At 62.4% G+C, this 17,024-nt stretch carries 14 protein-coding genes; 6 read left to right on the plus strand and 8 right to left on the minus strand.

Features of this window, described 5'->3' with window-relative positions; genetic code table 11:
- Positions 1-3: 3 nt before the first annotated feature.
- Both Q0367_RS10250 and Q0367_RS10255 read left to right on the plus strand, forming a co-directional pair.
- The gene (locus Q0367_RS10250) at positions 4-1,044 is read left to right on the plus strand and encodes an HAD family hydrolase (RefSeq protein WP_297633714.1); all 1,041 of its coding nucleotides are present in this window, start codon (positions 4-6) and stop codon (positions 1,042-1,044) included.
- Between the two features lie 67 nt (positions 1,045-1,111).
- Positions 1,112-1,576, plus strand: a complete 465-nt coding sequence (locus tag Q0367_RS10255) for an NUDIX hydrolase (protein WP_297633712.1) — start codon at positions 1,112-1,114, stop codon at positions 1,574-1,576.
- Between the two features lie 58 nt (positions 1,577-1,634).
- Here the strand turns inward: Q0367_RS10255 and rbsK are convergent, their stop codons facing one another.
- From rbsK to Q0367_RS10270, 3 genes are all read right to left on the minus strand, one after another.
- On the minus strand, positions 1,635-2,555 hold the full coding sequence (rbsK, locus tag Q0367_RS10260) for a ribokinase (RefSeq protein ID WP_297633710.1): 921 nt from the start codon (positions 2,553-2,555) through the stop codon (positions 1,635-1,637).
- 178 nt (positions 2,556-2,733) lie between these two features.
- Entirely contained in the window at positions 2,734-3,840 is a 1,107-nt protein-coding gene (locus Q0367_RS10265; RefSeq protein ID WP_297633708.1) for an NAD(P)-binding domain-containing protein, read from the minus strand.
- Positions 3,837-4,466, minus strand: coding sequence for a M67 family metallopeptidase (locus tag Q0367_RS10270; RefSeq protein WP_297633706.1), 630 nt, complete (start codon positions 4,464-4,466; stop codon positions 3,837-3,839). The genes Q0367_RS10265 and Q0367_RS10270 overlap by 4 nt, the downstream gene beginning before the upstream one ends.
- Before the next feature lie 50 nt (positions 4,467-4,516).
- Between Q0367_RS10270 and Q0367_RS10275 the strand changes: the two genes are divergently transcribed.
- The 3 genes from Q0367_RS10275 (at position 4,517) to Q0367_RS10285 (ending at position 8,552) form a co-directional block, all read left to right on the plus strand.
- Positions 4,517-5,716, plus strand: a complete 1,200-nt coding sequence (locus Q0367_RS10275) for a DNA double-strand break repair nuclease NurA (protein ID WP_297633704.1) — start codon at positions 4,517-4,519, stop codon at positions 5,714-5,716.
- Positions 5,713-6,693 (plus strand): dipeptidase, encoded by a 981-nt coding sequence (locus tag Q0367_RS10280; RefSeq protein WP_297633702.1) that lies wholly within the window; start codon positions 5,713-5,715, stop codon positions 6,691-6,693. The genes Q0367_RS10275 and Q0367_RS10280 overlap by 4 nt, the downstream gene beginning before the upstream one ends.
- Positions 6,694-7,004: 311 nt before the next feature.
- Positions 7,005-8,552, plus strand: coding sequence for an AI-2E family transporter (locus tag Q0367_RS10285; protein ID WP_297633700.1), 1,548 nt, complete (start codon positions 7,005-7,007; stop codon positions 8,550-8,552).
- A 327-nt stretch (positions 8,553-8,879) separates the two neighbouring features.
- On the opposite strand, the gene Q0367_RS10290 is transcribed toward Q0367_RS10285, so the two are convergent.
- Both Q0367_RS10290 and rpsO read right to left on the minus strand, forming a co-directional pair.
- On the minus strand, positions 8,880-11,132 hold the full coding sequence (locus tag Q0367_RS10290) for a polyribonucleotide nucleotidyltransferase (RefSeq protein ID WP_297633698.1): 2,253 nt from the start codon (positions 11,130-11,132) through the stop codon (positions 8,880-8,882).
- Positions 11,133-11,471: 339 nt separating this feature from the next.
- Positions 11,472-11,741, minus strand: coding sequence for a 30S ribosomal protein S15 (rpsO, locus tag Q0367_RS10295; RefSeq protein ID WP_297633696.1), 270 nt, complete (start codon positions 11,739-11,741; stop codon positions 11,472-11,474).
- Positions 11,742-12,046: 305 nt separating this feature from the next.
- On the opposite strand from rpsO, the gene guaA reads away from it, so the two are divergent.
- Positions 12,047-13,627 (plus strand): glutamine-hydrolyzing GMP synthase, encoded by a 1,581-nt coding sequence (gene guaA, locus Q0367_RS10300; protein ID WP_297633694.1) that lies wholly within the window; start codon positions 12,047-12,049, stop codon positions 13,625-13,627.
- 76 nt (positions 13,628-13,703) lie between these two features.
- On the opposite strand, the gene Q0367_RS10305 is transcribed toward guaA, so the two are convergent.
- The 3 genes from Q0367_RS10305 to Q0367_RS10315 all read right to left on the minus strand — a co-directional run bounded on the left by Q0367_RS10305 (position 13,704) and on the right by Q0367_RS10315 (position 16,988).
- Positions 13,704-14,471, minus strand: coding sequence for a 3-hydroxyacyl-CoA dehydrogenase (locus tag Q0367_RS10305; RefSeq protein WP_297633692.1), 768 nt, complete (start codon positions 14,469-14,471; stop codon positions 13,704-13,706).
- Positions 14,472-14,580: 109 nt separating this feature from the next.
- Positions 14,581-15,873: a phosphopyruvate hydratase gene (gene eno / locus Q0367_RS10310; RefSeq protein ID WP_297633690.1), complete on the minus strand. Its 1,293-nt coding sequence runs from the start codon at positions 15,871-15,873 to the stop codon at positions 14,581-14,583.
- 137 nt (positions 15,874-16,010) lie between these two features.
- Positions 16,011-16,988 (minus strand): ATP-binding cassette domain-containing protein, encoded by a 978-nt coding sequence (locus Q0367_RS10315; protein WP_298982086.1) that lies wholly within the window; start codon positions 16,986-16,988, stop codon positions 16,011-16,013.
- Positions 16,989-17,024 lie beyond the last annotated feature (36 nt).

Genomic DNA, 17,024 nt, shown 5'->3' on the forward strand with positions numbered 1-17,024 from the left:
CTCATGACGTCATCTCCATCTGATTTTGACGACGCCGGGCTGCGTCCGGGTCAGGAGCCGCTCACGCCGGAAGAAAAAGAACGGCTCCTGGCGCGCGCGCGCAGCGAGGGACGCACGCTGACTTCAGAGGAGCTATACGCGATCTTTGGGCCGCCGCCGGAGCCTGCCGCCCCTGCGCCGAGCTACGGCCCTGTCACGGAAATGGAGCCGGCGACCATCGAGCCGGAGCGCCTCTCGATCCTGACGAAGGACTTTTTTCATGAACTGGGCGCCGCCGCCCCACCGCCGCCGCCGCTGGTGCGCGGCGTCATCTTTGATTTCGACGACACGCTCGCCACGCTGAGCAGGCCGCACGATGCGCTGATGATGGAGGGCGCGCGCGCCGCTGAAGCGTACATGCGCTCCGTAGGCATGGCGCTGCCGGAAAATTTCGCCGAAAAGATCGTCGAGGCGCGGCGCTTCGCCGAAGAAAAATCGGCGGAGGAGCAGGAGGAGCACCTCGCCGACGACGCCATGAGCTTTCTGCTGCAGTTTTTCGGCTATCCGGCCAGCCGCATGGACCCGCAGGTGTTGCGGCAGGCGGTCGACATCTTCTACGCGCCCGAAATGACCGCCTGGAAGCTGAGGCCCTATGTGCACGAGACCCTGGAAGCGTTGCAGGCGGCCGGCTATAAACTGGCGCTCTTCACCAACTACAACTGCGATCGCGTCTTTCAACGTTCGGTCGATTATCTGGGGCTGCGCCGCTATTTCGACCTCTGTCTGAGCAGCGCCAGCGTGGAGTATCGCAAGCCGGACCCCACGTTTTTCCAAATTGCACTTGACCGCTGGGAGTGTCTTGCCTATGAAGTCGTGGTCGTCGGCGACAGCCTGCACGAAGACATCCGCGGGGGGATTGAACTGGGCGCGTTGACCGTGCTGGTGCGCGGCGCCACGCGGCCACAGGTCCTCCACGACAACGCTCGTCTTGCCGCCGAAATCATCCCGGACGCCGTGATCGACGACCTGAGAGCGCTGCCCGAACGAATCCGCGCCTGGACCTGAACAAAATTCATTGAAAGCGCCTTTCCAGAAACTTCGTGCTTTCTGAAAGGCGGGTGGGGTTGATCCTATGGAAGTGCGACGTCGTTATCCCGATGCACCGCTGGTGGGCGTGGCGGCTGTAGTCTTTGACCCGATGGGGCGTGTCCTGCTCGTTCAGCGAGGCCGCCCTCCGCGCGCCGGAACGTGGGGGCTGCCCGGCGGCCTGCTGGAGGTGGGAGAGACGCTGAGCGCCGGCGTGCAGCGCGAGGTGCGCGAAGAGTGCGGCGTCGAGATCGCCGTCGGCGATGTGGCGGGCGTCTTCGAGCCGATCACCCGCGATGAGGCGGGCCGCGTCGAATATCACTATGTTGTGATCGACTTCTGGGCGAGCTGGGTCAGCGGCGAGGCGCAGCCACACGATGACGCCGCCGCCGTCGCCTGGGCCTCCCTGGACGCGCTGGATCGCTACCATCTCCACCCTGACACGCGCAAGGTGATCGAACAGGCGCACGCCCTGTGGGCGCAGAAAAATACAGCGACAGACGTGGCATGACTTGTTTGCGCGGGAGCGCCGCCGTTATGCTCCTGGCGGAAACGCAACCGAGTTCAGCCTAGCGTAGATTCTCCGGCAGATCCGCCCAGCGCGGGTAGCTTGCCTGCGTGCCCGGATGCTGAACGCTGATGGCTGCGATGGCGTTGGCGCGGGCGATGGCCTCGAGCGCCGGCAGCCCTGCGCCGAGAAAGTGCGCCAGGCTGCCCACAAAGGCGTCGCCGGCGCCGGTGGTGTCGACCGCCGTCACTGTGGGAGCCGGAACGTGCGCTTCCTGGTCGGCGGCGACGTACAGGCAGCCTTGCGCGCCCAGCGTGATCAGCGCCGCGCGCGCCCCTCGCTCCAGCAGGATCGAAGCCGCCAGCCGCGCGTCGTCGAGCGTATGCACGGGGACGCCGGTCAGCAGCTCCGCCTCGCTCTCGTTAGGGCAGAAGATGTCGGAGAGTCGATAGACTTCCTCCGGCACTTCGCTGCTCACCGGCGCTGGATTGAAGATCGTGGTCGCTCCGGCGCCCCGCGCAATGCGCAGCGCCGCCACGTTCGCCTCCATCGGCACTTCCATCTGACAGAGCAACACCTGCGCGCCGGCGATCGCATCCCTGGCCTCCTCGACGTCGGCGGAGGTGACCAGCCCGTTGGCGCCGGGGATGACGATGATCTGATTCTGGCCATGCTCATCGATCGTGATGAGCGCCACGCCGGAGGAGACGCCTTTGCTCTCCCGCACGAAGTCGGTGCGGACGCCCTCCCTTTCCAGATTGCGGCGCATATCCTGCCCAAAAATGTCATCGCCGACGCGGCCCACCATGCTCACCTTTGCGCCCAGGCGCGCGGCCATGACGGCCTGATTGGCGCCCTTGCCGCCGTAGCCGGTCGTAAAACGGCGGCCATGCAGCGTTTCTCCCGGGCGGGGGAAACGTTCCACATAAGCGTTCATATCCAGGTTGATTGAACCGACGACGCAAATGGAAGGCGCACTCATCTATCTCCTCCATGTCCGATGTTGCGTGTTTTGCGTAGGAATGTTGCGTGTTGGGTAAGGATGGCGCGCTGCACACTGCAGCGTGCATGGAGCAAGTATGGTGTGCATCGGATGTTTCGTCAAGCGGAAGCCGCTCGCAATCTGGCGCCCGGCGGAAGACGCGCAGCGCGCCGAGTCCTTAGTTCGCCTCAATCTCTTCCAACTTCAGCGTATAGTTGCGCCCGCACACGTCGCCCAACGCCGCCGGCCACGCTCCGGTGATGGCGCGCGTGATCTTGCCGACATGTTCGTGGCTATTCTCGATGAAGAGCACGTAGCGCTGTTGGATGCCTGCAGCCACGGTGCCGGCCAGATATAGCCCCGGCACATTGGTCTCCATGGTGTCTGGGTTGTAGACGGGCACGCGATTTTCGCCCTTCAGCTCGACGCCGGCCATCTCCAACAGCGACTGGTCGCCGCGAAAACCGGTCGCCAACAACACAAAGTCGGTCTCGTGCAGGATCGGCGCCGCACCGGGGATGGGTTGCCCATCGAGCGTCGGCGCCAATGCCACATGCGTGCGCGTGATCTCGACCGGCGTCGTCGAAGGGAGAAAGCGAATGGCGCCCGCCTCGATCTGCGCCTTGAGGTCGGGCATCAGCCAGTGTTTGACGCGCTGCTCGTCGAACCAGGGGCGACGGTAGCTGATGGTCACCTCGGCGCCGACGCGCCAGCAGCGCAGCGCGGCCTCCACCGCCGAATTTTTGCCGCCTACGATCAGCAGCTTTTTACGAAAATAGTCGTGGGGGTCGCGGAAATAGTGCGAGACGTGCGGCAGATCTTCGCCAGGAATATGGAGCCGATGCGGAAAATGCATGTCGCCGATCGCCAACACGACGCGCCGCGCCCGATAACGTCGCTCCCCCGCCAGCGGCGCCGTCGTGATCTCGAAGCCCTCTTCACGCCGCGCCAGGGCAGTCACGGGTTCATAGGTGTGAATGCACAGGTCAAATTGTTCGACGACGCTGCGCAGATAGGCCACATACTCCTCGCCCGTGATGCGCTGCTGATGGTTGTTCTGGATGGGCGCGCCGGCGATCGCCAGCCGTTCGGTTGTGCTGAAAAAGTGCGTGTTGCGCGGCCACCAGGTCATCGTATAGCCGATCTGATGCGCGTCGAAATGGATATACTCGACGCCGGCGCGCTTCAGGCAGACCGCCAGCTCAATGCCGATCGGACCGGCGCCGACGATGGCGACCTCATAACGAGGGGGATCGCCGTGGAAGCCGTTCGATGACCGCTTCATGAAATCACCTCTTCTTGAATCACCTCGATCGGATGCTCTACGATCGAAACCACGCGGCTGTCGACGATCTCGCCTGCGGCGTCGGTGTAGAAGTCGATGTAAAAGGGCGGCGTAATCAGGTCGAGCAGGGGCGCCAGAATCGCCGGCGCAGGTCGATCCCCAGGCTGAAAATAGGCGTGCAGGTTCGGGCGCACCTCGCGGAAGGGCAGCTCGCGACGCAGCTGCGCCAGGTCAAGATCGATCCAGTGGGGCGTCATGCGAAAGGCGCGCAACACCGGAGCGTCGTCGAACTCCAGCGAACAGATCAGATAGATGCACTCCGGATAATGCGCGTTCCAGGCGTCGGTCGCCGAAGGGTAGGCCACGGAGACCGGATGCGAGTGGTAGATGGCCATCATCTCATCGCCGGCGTCCTCGAAGGCGAACTGCAGCAGCAGCGTCTGTGGATCGACTTCATAGTTCTCGATGCGGTCGTTGGCGATGTTCTGCCCGCGCACCGCCTCAAACGCCGTCAGCCTGCGCCCGCGCACGATGCCGCAGACTTCCTCCGGCTTGCCCTCGCGCGCGTGGGCGACGATGGCTTTCATCACTTTTTCCGGCAATTTCACTGCTTCGACGGCATTCATGCATGACCCTTTCTTTCCATTGGCAATTCTACGAACAGAGACTATCATACATGTCTATGCTCAGTCGCACCAAGGTCATCAATGCGCTGGAGAAAAAGCGCGAACAATTCGCCCAATATCAGCGGGAGTTGCGCGCTCAAGCCGACCTGCGCAGCCGGCTGCTGGCCCGTTTCATGGCGATGGAGAGTGAGACCATCGCCGCCCAGGTGAAGGCCAGCGGGCAGGAGTGGCCCGGCGCGCTGCCCACGCCTGAAATCGATCGGGCGGAGGCTCTCCGCATTTCTCTCGGAGAGGGGTGGCGGAGCCACCAGGAAGCGCGGCGTTGGGCGCTCGCCGTGCTGGAGGGTCACCCCGTTGCGGCGGTCGACGGCAGCCAGATCCCGCCCAGCAAAGAACTCTCCGCGCCTGTGGCCGCTGTCCAGATCGGCTGGTATCTCAACTACCATGTGGCCGGCGGCCGCTACGAGAAGGACGTGCGCTTCGAGGTGCTGACGCCGGACGAGCTGGGTGATGAGGAGAGCGGCGATTTCCCCGACTGGCGCGTCAATCAGCGTCGCTTTGCGTTGGAGTGCGAACAGCTCATCGCGCTGATGGAGCGTCTCAGCGATGAAGGCGTCGCCCGCAAGTCGCTCTGTTTTTTCGATGGCTCCTTCATCATTAGCTTCGCCGGTCAGATGCGCCCAGGCCGCGCCGAGGGGTATCTCGACGCGGTGCGCTCCCTGCTGGAAGCGTCGAGGCGCCTGGCGGCGCCGCTGGTCGGCTTCGTCGACAGCTCGAGCAGCCGCGACGTGGTGATGCTCGTCAACACCGTGGCCGGGCCGCCTTACATGAGCCTCACCGACGGCGCGCTCTTCGATCCGCTCTTGCCCGCCTGGGGCGACCGCACGCCCTTTTTTATCTGCGCCCGCAACGACCCGCTCAGCCAGTCCGGCCTGGCGGAGTTCTACAAGGACGTCGCCTTCTGTTACATCCGGTTGGCGATGGATCGACCGCCGGCGCGGCTTGAGGTTCCGCGCTGGGTGGTGGAAAGCGGATGCGGAGACGAAGTCGTGGCGCGCGTTCTGGGGGAATGCATCGTCGGCGCCGGGGGGTATCCCTACGCCATTGAGAGCGCCGACGCCGTCGCCGTGCTCCGGCAGAACGACCGCGAACAGTTCTATGCACTCTTTCAACAGTTCATCGAACAACAGGGGTTGCCGTTTCATCTCAGCCGCAAAAGCCTCAGCAAACAGAAACGAAGGGCCTCATGACGCACGCATTTTTGTCTTTACACTTCGACGCCCTGGTGATCGACGCCCACTGCGACAGCATCGGCGACCAGCTCGAACGCGGGCGCTGGCTGGGCGAGCGCTCGAACGAAGGGCATATCGACCTGCCGCGGCTGCGCGAGGGGGGCGTCGATGTGCAGTTTTTCGCCTGTTACGTGCCGGTTCCCTACCAACGTCACGGCGCCGTCGCTCACGCCATGGAGCGCCTTGACCAGCTTCATCTCCTCGCCGAGCGGGCCTCCGACCAGTTCGTGCTTGCCCGCTGCGCCGACGACATTCTGCGCGCCCAGGCCGAAGGCAAGGTCGCAGGCATCGCCGGGTTGGAAGGCGCCGAGGCGCTCGACGCCAGCATCGGCGTTCTCCGCCAATTCTATCGGCTGGGTGTGCGCAACCTGGGGCTGGCGTGGAATTATCGCAACGCCGCCTGCGACGGCGTGGCGGAAAGCCGCACCAACGGCGGCCTCACCGAATTCGGCGTGCAGGTGGTGGAAGAGTGCAATCGCCTGGGCATTCTGCTGGACGTCAGCCATCTCTCGCCTGCCGGCGTGGCGGACGTGCTCGCCGTCAGCCAGCAGCCGGTGATCGCCAGCCACAGCAACGCGCGCGCCCTATGCGACCATCCGCGCAACTTGACCGACGCGCAGATGGAGGCGATCGCGGCGAAGGGAGGCGTGATCGGCGTCACTTTCGTCGATGCGTTTCTGAACAGCCAGAATCCGGCGGAGGCGACGATCAACGACATCATTGCGCACATCGAACATATCCTCTCCGTCGTCGGGCCAGATCATGTGGCGTTGGGCAGCGACTTTGACGGTTGCACCCCCGCGCGCGGCGTGGAGGACGTCACCTGTTATCCGCTCATCACCCAACGACTGGTCGAGCGCGGCCACGACGTCAGAGTGATCCGCAAACTGCTGGGAGAAAACTGGCTGCGCGTGATACGAACGGTGCTCGGTTGACAGATCACCGGTCGGAGCGGACAATAATGCTCTGAATCAGATAAGGAGGCGTGCAGAAACGCGACTGCCATTGGCTCTGCGGGTTTTTTAATTGTAGAAATGACGCGGCTGAATCCGCCTATCGATGGAGCAGATTCAGCAAACAGGCGGTGATGGGGGTGCGGCTGGGAGCTGCGCGCTCTCAATGGGCCGCAAGATTTTGGGTGAATCAGGGAATCCTGGCAGATGGGCGAACTGCATCGGCGTTATCGACGAGATCAAGAACTCCCACAAAATTGCATCGCTCGATGCGCCGAAAGGTTCATGCAACCATGAGCGAAGTGAATCAGAAAGCACTCAGTCACGACTACATCGAGCCGGGCTACTCCAGCGCTGAGGTGGAGAGCGAAGCTCCGAGAGCGCTTCCCAAGGGCGACCCTGAAGCGTCGCTGGTGGCCGCCATCGAGGCGGTCACACAGCCGGGCGGCGACTCAAGCTGGGATCTGGCCACCAAACGCTTGGTATTGGTCATCATGCTGGTCGCGTTTGTCTATGTGATCTATCTCAGCCGGGAGATTCTGCCTCTCATTCTCGTGGCCGCGATCATCTCTTACTTGATCAGCCCTGTCGTCAATTTTGCGGAACGCCTCAGAATCCCGCGCGCCGTGAGCACGATCATCGTCTATTTGTTGTTGCTGTTGGCGGTGATCCTGCTGCCGATCATCTTCATTCCGGCGCTCATCGACCAGCTGCGAGCGCTGGCGAACTTTAACGTGCCCGCCACCGCCCGCGCCGTTATTCTGTGGGCGGATGAGGCGATGCGCACGCTGCCTGAAGAAATCGTCGTGCTGGGCTTCACGTTGCCGCTTGGCGAATTTCTTCTGCAACTTCAGCAAAACGCGCAGCAAATTCAATTCATTCCCTCCGTCAGCGACATTTTGAGCTATATTCAGAACGTGCTGAGCACGACGACGACGCTGGTGGGAAGCACCTTCAGCGTGGTGGGCGGCATCTTTTCGGTCTTTGTCGCCCTGTTGGTGACCTTCTTCGTCAGCCTTTACATGACGATCGACGCGCCGCGTATTCAGGCGTACATCCAGGACCTCTTTCCTCCCTCCTATCGCTCAGAGTTGGCCGATCTGCTGCGCCGCATCGCGCGCGTGTGGCGATCGTTCCTCCGAGGCCAGTTAATCCTGGGCGTCGTCGTGGGCGTCGCCACCTATATCGCCTTAACGTTGGTGGGCATGCCCGGCGCCTTGATCTTCGCCATTCTTGCCGGCCTGCTCGAGGTGGTGCCCAACTTGGGGCCGGTGTTGGCGATGATCCCTGCGGTGATCGTGGCGTTGATCCAGGGCAGCGACGTCATGCGAGAGCTGGGCATCAACAACCTGGGCTTTGCGCTGATCACCGTTGGCATCTACTTCCTGATTCAGCAACTGGAGAACAACATCCTGGTGCCGCGCATCATTGGCGACAGCGTCAATTTGCACCCGATCGTCGTCATCTGCGCCGTGGCGGTGGGGTTGACCACCGGCGGCATCCTCGGCGCGCTGTTGGCGCCGCCGATTGCGGCCAGTTTTCGCGTGATCGGCAGCTACGTGCACGCCAAACTGTTGGATTACCCTCCCTTTGGCGGCCGCCTGCTTGAAGAGCCCAAGCCGCAGGAGTATCGCCGCAAATTCACAAGACGCGATCTGGAGAAGCAGCGCGCAATGAGGCCCAAAAAGAAGGACCAATCGCCTGCATCGGAAGAAAAGGCGACGGCCTCCCCCGCGCCTCTCGGCAAGGGCGAGGTCGACTCTCACCCCTCTCCACGCTCGGCTTCCTCGAACGGAGCGGAGGTTGAAGGCCGGTCTGCGCTGGTCGATCAGCCCTCGTAACAGGGTCTCGGTTCTTCAACCTCTGGCCGGACCCCTCCCACAAAGACACCAAGAAATATGAGGACTTGATGTCTTTCCTCTCTTTTGAGTGTCCTTTGTGTCTTGGCGTCTTAGTGGTGAACCATCGCGCTCGCATGCTCGCGGCGCCTTCGGCGGTCAAAGTGAGGGGACGAGGAATTCACAAGCGCTGACGCCGACTGAGTCACCGAAGTGTTTAACGTGAGTTATCTGTCAAATTCCATGGCGCTTCCCTGGATGGAAGAGAATCGCTGAAATGAGGTCAATATAAGAAGGAGGAGGCGCTTGAGTGCGCCTCCTCCCTTTCATTCATCGCCTGCGGCCGCCGCCCCGCTGTTCGCGACGGTCGCCGCTGCGGCCATTGCCGCGCTCGCCGCGTTCACCGCGCTCGCCCCGGTCGCCGCGCTCGCTGCTGCGCGAGCGGGCGCTGCGATCTCGGCTGCGCGCCTCCTCGACGCTCCATCCTTCCAACACAGCCTGGCGACTCAGCCGCACCTTGCCGCCCGGGTCCACGTCGATCACCATTGCGGTCAGCTCATCGCCCAGCTTGGCGACATCCTCGACTTTCTCGACGCGATAGTCGGCAAGCTGGCTGATGTGCACCATTCCGTCGACCCCCGGCATGATGTTCACAAATGCGCCGTACGGTTCAACGCGCACAACTGTGCCGGTGTAAATCTTGCCGATTTCAACATCCTCGGTCATGCGCTGCACTTCGACCAACGCCTGCTCGGCGTTGAGGCCCTCGCCGGAAATGTAGACGGTGCCATCCTCTTCGATGTCGATCTTGACACTGAACTGTTCCTGTAGGCCGCGCACGGTTTTTCCACCAGGGCCGATCAACTTGCCGATCTTCTCTGGGTCGATGTGGTAAGACAGGATGCGCGGGGCGTAGACGCTGAGCGTCGGCCGCGGGGCAGGCAACACTTCCAACATCTTGCTCAGGATGTACAGACGTCCTTCGCGCGCCTGTTCCAGCGCTCGCCGCAGAATCTCGAAATCCAGCCCCTTGATCTTGAGGTCCATCTGCAAGGCCGTGATGCCGTGCTCGGTGCCGGCGACTTTGAAATCCATGTCGCCCAGGGCATCTTCCATGCCTTGGATGTCGCTCAGGATCTGATATTCGCCGGTCTCCATGTCCTGAACCAACCCCATGGCGATGCCGGAGACCGGCGCCGTAATGGGCACGCCTGCATCCATCAGCGCCAGCGTGCTGCCGCAGACGGAGCCCATGCTGGTCGAGCCGTTGGAGCTGAGCACTTCGCTCACCAGCCGCAGCGTGTAGGGGAAATCCTCCGGGATCACCGGAACCAACGCCCGCTCCGCCAATGCGCCGTGCCCGATCTCGCGGCGTCTGGGTCCGCGGATCGGGGTCGCCTCGCCGGTGCTGTAGGGCGGGAAGTTATAGTGGTGCATATAGCGCTTCTCTTCGCCCGGCAACAGCGAGTCGAGTCGCTGGGCATCGGCCGGCGTGCCCAGCGTGGCGATGGTGAGCACGTGCGTCTCCCCGCGCATGAAAAGGCCGGAGCCGTGCACGCGCGGCAAATTGCCGACCTGCACGCTGACGGGGCGAATCTGCGTGGTCGTGCGACCGTCGGGACGGATGCCCTTCTCGAGGATGCGCCGCCGCATGACGTTCTTCAGGACGGACTCGAAAGCGTCATCGACTTCGATTTCCGAGACGCTGCCCTCGGCCACGCGCTCTGCGAAGGCGGCCTTGACCTCGGCCTTGATGGCGTCTAGCGCGTTGTTCAGTTCAACCTTGCTCAGCCCCTGCTCAAGCGTCGCAGCAATTTTGTCGACGGCAAGGGTGGCGACCTCGGTTTCCACTTCTGGAGATGGCAGGAAGATCGACGCCGGCGCCTTGGGCTTGCCGAGCGCAGCGCGCAACTCGTGAATGGCTTTGATCACGATCTGATTGTTCTCATGCGCAAGCTTGAGCGCCTCCAACACCAGGTCTTCGGGCATCTCGTGGGCGCCGGCCTCCACCATCAGGATGTTGTCCTCTGTGCCGGCGGCGACCAGGCTGAGGCTGCTGTGCTCCATTTGCGCCGCCGTCGGGTTGACGACGAATTCGCCGTCAACGAAGCCGATGGTGGTCGCAGCGATCGGGCCATTCCACGGGATGTCGCTGACATGCAGTGCGGCGGAGGCGGCGATGATCGCCAGCGGGTCCATCAGATTTTGACCGTCGGTGGCCATCGCCGTGACGATCACTTGCACTTCGTTGCGCATCCCCTTTGGGAAGAGCGGGCGCAGGGGGCGGTCGACCAGACGCGACATCAGGATCGCCTGTTCGCTCGGCTTGCCTTCTCGCCGGAAGAAGCTGCCCGGGATGCGACCGGCGGCGTATAGGCGCTCCTCGAATTCGACCGTCAACGGGAAGAAATTCAGGCCGGGCCGCACCTCTTTGCTCATGACTGCGGTCGCCAGCAGCACGGTGTCGCCGTAGCGCACGGTGACGGCGCCACCCGCCTGAGGGGCTAGCAGACCGGACTCAATCGCGAGCGTCCGCCCCCCCACCTCTGCAGTGAAGAGTTGTGTGCCTTGAAACATTTGCATAGATAATCACCTCTTGAAACAAACAAAAGCAGCCGCGCAGGTCTCATCGACGCTGTCGCGAAAATGCTGCACCTACCGTCAGCAGTTTGTCAGAGGTCGGCTGCAGAGAAGGAGTCGGGCGAGGTGCGGAACTGGAGAGCGACTCCAACCGTGCAAAGTTGGAGGCGCTCTCCAATGCCGGACCTCGCAGCCGTTGCGGTTCACCGCTTACGCTCTCTGCTCACTCAAACCCCTGACCTGCTGATTTTCACAAACAAACCATGACTGCGTCTCTGCGCCGGGAATGACGGCTATTGCAAAAAGGGCGAGCGTCTCTCGACCGCCTCGCCCTTTTGGTTTCTATTTCCGCAATCCCAGACGCTGAATCAACTGTTGGTACCGTTGGGCATCCTTCCGTTTTAGATAGGCAAGATGCCGCCTGCGCTGACCAACCAACTTGAGCAATCCCCGGCGCGAGCCTTCGTCGTGCTTGTGCTTGTTGAGATGCTCGATCAGGGCGTTGATCCGCGTCGTCAACAAGGCGACCTGCACTTCCGGCGAGCCGGTGTCATTCTCGCTCAACCGAAATTCCTGAATGAGTTGAGCTTTTTGTGTTTTGGCAATACTCATCGGTACTCCTTCATAAACATGTGTGGTCAACTCTTTGAGACGACTTAATGCCTCGCCTCCGTAGCCTCTGGATGCATTGCATCTCAGAGAGGGAAGCCAAATCACCGCTGTACCGGGCGCGTGATTCAGCACACCCTATCCAACAAGTATACAATTCTTTCAACTTTACACCAAATTCTCATCCACCTCTTTTTGAACAGAATCTCGCGCTTTTTCACCTGGTTTCGTTTGCACGGCGCACGGCGATCTGCTACGCTGAAAAACGTGTGAGTTCAAAACGTCGGCCTAAGGACAGGGACGGAATCATGCAGCATCAGACTATCGCCGTGATCGATTACGGCAGCCAATATACGCAGCTGATCTGTCGTCGAGTGCGCGAGGCGAACGTATACGCCGAGATTGTGCCATGGGATCGAGCGGACGAGGTCTTGCCTCGTTTGCGTCCGCAGGGAATCATTCTTTCCGGCGGGCCGAACAGCGTCTACGATCCGGGCGCTCCCACCTTGCCGGACGTCGTGCTCAAGCTCAACGCGCCCGTGCTCGGCGTCTGCTACGGTCTGCAGCTGCTGGCGCATGCGCTGGGCGGACGCGTGGCGCCGGCGAGCGAGCGAGAGTACGGCGCCGCCACCATCCACGTCACCGGGCCGCAAGGAGCGCCCGTAAGCCCTCTTTTCGCCGAGCTGCCCTCCGAATTCGTGGTGTGGATGAGCCACGGCGATCGCGTCGAACAGTTGCCCGAAGGCTTCCTTGCGGTGGCGCACAGCGGCAACTCTCCGCTGGCGGCGATCGCCGACGAAAAGCGCCGTCTCTACGGCCTGCAATTTCATCCCGAAGTGGCCCACACCCAGTATGGACGAGATATCCTCGCCAACTTCGTCAAGCGCATCTGCGGCTGCAGCGGCGACTGGACGGCCGGCAACTTTATCGAGGAGAGCATCGAACAGATCCGTCAACAGGTCGGCCCACAAGGACATGTGATCTGCGGGCTGAGCGGCGGGGTCGACAGCGCCGTGACGGCGACGCTGGTGCATCGCGCCATCGGCGATCGGCTGACCTGCATCTTCGTGGACCATGGGTTGTTGCGCAAAGGGGAAGCGCAGCAGGTGGTCGAGACCTTCCAGCGTCATCAGGGAATGCGGCTGATCGCCGTCAACGCCAGCGAAGATTTTCTCGCCGACCTGGCCGGCGTCACAGACCCAGAGCAGAAGCGCAAACGCATCGGCGAGCGCTTCGTGCGCGTCTTTGAGAGGGAGGCCGCGCGACTTGCGAGCCAGTGGGGCGTGGAGACGCCCGCCTTTTTGGCGCAGGGAACGCTCTACCCCGACGTGATCGAATCAGCCGGCAATCCAGAAACCCAGCACGCGCGCACCATCAAGACGCATCACAACGTCGGAGGGTTACCCAAAGACATGACCTTCCGCCTGATCGAACCGCTGCGCATGCTCTTCAAAGATGAAGTGCGGACGATCGGCGAGGCGTTGGGATTGCCCGAAGAGATCGTCTGGCGTCACCCGTTCCCCGGGCCCGGGTTGGCGATCCGCTGTCTGGGCGAGGTGACGTGGGAGCGACTGGAGACGCTGCGCCACGCCGACAGCATTTTTCTGGAGGAATTGCGCGCAGCCGGCCTTTATCGGCAAACCAGCCAGGTCTTCGCCGTGCTGTTGCCTGTACGTTCGGTGGGCGTCATGGGAGATGGCCGCACCTACGCCGATGCGCTGGCGCTGCGCGCGGTGGTGACGGATGATTTCATGACCGCCGACTGGGCCAGGCTGCCCTACGATCTGCTGGCGCGCGTCAGCAATCGCATCGTCAACGAAGTGGCTGGCGTCAACCGCGTCGTCTATGACATCAGCAGCAAACCACCGGCCACGATCGAGTGGGAATGATCGGGTGGAAATGATCGGATGGAAATGATCGGATGGAAATGATCGGATGGAAATCCTCGGGCGGGAGTGACAGCTGCTATTTGGGCGCCATGCGCATGGCGCCGTCCAGCCGGATCACTTCGCCGTTGAGCATCTGATTTTCAATGATGTGCTCCGCCAGCGCCGCAAACTCCTCCGGCCGTCCCAGGCGCTGTGGGAAAGGAACTTGCTGCGCCAACGACGCCTGCGCCGCCTCCGGCAGGCCGGCCAGCATCGGCGTTGCGAAGACGCCAGGAGCAATTGTCATCACCCGGATGCCCACAGACGCCAGATCGCGCGCCAGCGGCAAGGTCATGGCAGCGACGCCCCCTTTGGACGCAGCGTATGCGGCCTGTCCGATCTGACCGTCGAAGGCTGCGATCGACGCCGTGTTGACGATCACGCCGCGCTCTCCGCTTTCCCCCGGTTGATTGCGCGCGATCGCCTCGGCGGCCAACCGCACCACATTGAAAGTTCCGATCAGATTGACCTGAACAACGCGCACAAACGAGCCGAGGTCGTGCACGCCGCGCTTGCCCAGCACCCTTTCGGCGATGGCGACGCCCGCGCAGTTGACGACGCCATGAAGCGCGCCGAACACATCGAGCGCCGTCGAGATCGCAGCCTTGACATCCTCTTCCGCAGTGACGTCGGCGCGCACGAAGCGCGCGCGGTCGCCCAGCTCGGTGGACAGATGCTCGCCTGCCGCTTCGTTCACATCCACAAGCACAACGTTGCCGCCCCGACCCACCAACCGCTGCGCCGTCGCCGCCCCCAACCCGGAGCCGCCGCCCGTCACCAGGAAAGTTCCCCCTGCGATTTGCATACAGCCGTCCTTTTCTGCGTGTTGCCTGTTGCGTATTCTCAGACGTTTGCCTGTCGGCGCATCCGGCGGCAAGAAGGGGGTCGGAAACTCCCACCCCCTTCTTCTTTGCCTATCGACGTAAATGCGGGAACGCCTGCAGGCCGGGGAAGATCGCTGTATCGCCGAGTTCTTCCTCGATGCGCAAAAGCTGATTGTATTTGGCGACGCGGTCGCTGCGCGCCGGCGCGCCCGTCTTGATCTGGCCGGTGTTGAAGGCCACTGCAATGTCGGCGATCGTGGCGTCTTCGGATTCGCCGGAGCGGTGGCTGGTGACGACCGCCCATCCTGCGCGATGGCTCATCTCGATGGCGGCGATCGCCTCGGTGAGAGAGCCGATCTGGTTCACTTTCATCAGCAGCGCATTGGCGACCTTCTCCTGGATGGCGCGCCGAATGAACTTCACATTGGTGACCAGCAGATCATCGCCGACAAGCTGCACTTTGTGACCGATGCGTTGCGAGAGCAGCGCCCAGCCTTCCCAGTCGTTCTCGGCCATGCCATCTTCCAGGCTGATGATCGGGAAGCGGTTCACCCAGTCTTCCCACAGATCCACCATCTGGCCGCGATCGAGCTTGCGCCCTTCGATCTCCAGGGTGTAGAGGCCGGTCTCCTCGTCATACAGCTCGCTGGCCGCGGGATCGAGCGCAATAAAGATATCCTCTCCGGGCTTATAGCCCGCCTGCTCGATCGCTTTGAGGATCACCTCGACCGCCTTGACGTTGCCGCCCAGGCTCGGGGCGAAGCCGCCTTCGTCCCCCACGTTGGTGGCGTAGCCGCCGTCGTGCAACACCTTCTTGAGGCTATGATAGACTTCCACGCCCCAGCGCAGGCACTCGGCGAAGGTCGGCGCGCCCACCGGCATCACCATGAACTCCTGGAAATCGGTGCTGTTGACCGCATGTTTGCCGCCGTTGAGGATGTTCATCATCGGCACGGGCAGGGTGCGCGCATAGACGCCGCCCAGATAGCGATAAAGCGGCAGCCCCAGATCGTTGGCTGCGGCCTTCGCCACGGCCATGCTCACGGCAAGGATGGCATTGGCGCCCAGTTTGCTTTTGTTCTCGGTGCCGTCGAGGTCCAACATCAGCTCGTCGATGGCGACCTGCTCGGTGGGATCCATGCCGATCAGTTCTTCGGCGATCTCCTCATTGACGTTTTCAACCGCCTTGAGCACGCCTTTGCCGCCGTAGCGCTTCTTGTCGCCGTCGCGCAGCTCCAGCGCCTCGTTTGCGCCGGTGCTGGCGCCGCTGGGCACGATCGCCGAGCCGGTGACCCCACTGTCCAGTCCAACTTCGACCTCCACCGTGGGATTGCCGCGGCTGTCCAGAACTTCACGCGCGTGCACATATATGATTTCGCTCATGGGAATAAACTCCTTTTGAATTTGAAGTTTTGATCGATTGGATTGAACGCAATCTTATCTATCGGCTACGGTTTCGCCTTGCCTATCCACCCGTAGTGTAGTATGAATCGACGATTTTTGCGAATAAAGCGTAGAGCTCATTCATCGCGCAGGCGGTCCCCCGTGTAAGCAAGAAAGACGTCGCCCAGGGTGGGACGGTTGACTTTCGCCTGCTGCACGTGAAATTGGCAGGCGAGCGCTGCCGCAATCACTTCCGCCAACCGGCGTTCCCCGCTGTCGACGCCGATTTGAACGTTGACGATAGGCCCGTCGGCCCCTTCGTGCACATGGGCGAGGCTCTGCGACACGTAGGGAAGTCGCTGCAGCTGCTCCGTCAGGCATCCTGCGTCGCCTGCGCCGGTCAACGTGATGACATCGGCGCCCATCTGTGCAATCAGTTCTGCGGGCGCGCCCTCGACAAGCAGACGCCCCTGGTCGATGATGCCGACGCGATCCGCCAACGCCTCCGCCTCCTCCATGGAGTGCGTGGTCAACAGCAGGGTGACACCCTCCTCCTCGCGCAGCCTGCGGATGTAGCGCCAGATGGCGACGCGATTCTGGGGATCGAGCCCCTGCGTCGGCTCATCGAGGAAGAGCACCTGCGGCTTGGAAAGCAATCCGCGCGCCAGCTCCAGCCGACGTTTCATCCCGCCGGAATAGGTGGCGCTCTTCCGATCGAGCGCATCGTTCAGCTCCACCAGGCGGGCGAGCGCCTCGATGCGTTGCGAGCGCGTGCGCCTGTCCAGCCCATACAGACGCCCATGAAAATCGAGCGCCTGGCGGCCGGTCAGGTCGGCGTCCAGGACAATTTCCTGGAAGGTGACGCCCAGCCGACGGCGCACTTCTGGGGTCTCGCGGACGACATCGAAACCGGCCACAACGGCCCGGCCGGAGGTGGGCGTCAACAACGTCGTCAGGATGGAGATCAGCGTCGTCTTGCCGGCGCCGTTGGGGCCGAGCAGGGCGTAGATCTCTCCGCGCCTCACAGCAAGACTCACCCCCCGCAGCGCTTCGATGGGTTCGCCGTTTTTAGGAAAGTAGATTTTGACCAGGGCGTCTGTTTCGATGGCGTTCATGATTCCAGAGATGTCCACTTCTTTTTTGCGTTGATT

It is taken from the genome of uncultured Caldilinea sp. (assembly GCF_937128415.1).
In the GTDB taxonomy this organism is placed as follows: Bacteria; Chloroflexota; Anaerolineae; order Caldilineales; family Caldilineaceae; genus Caldilinea.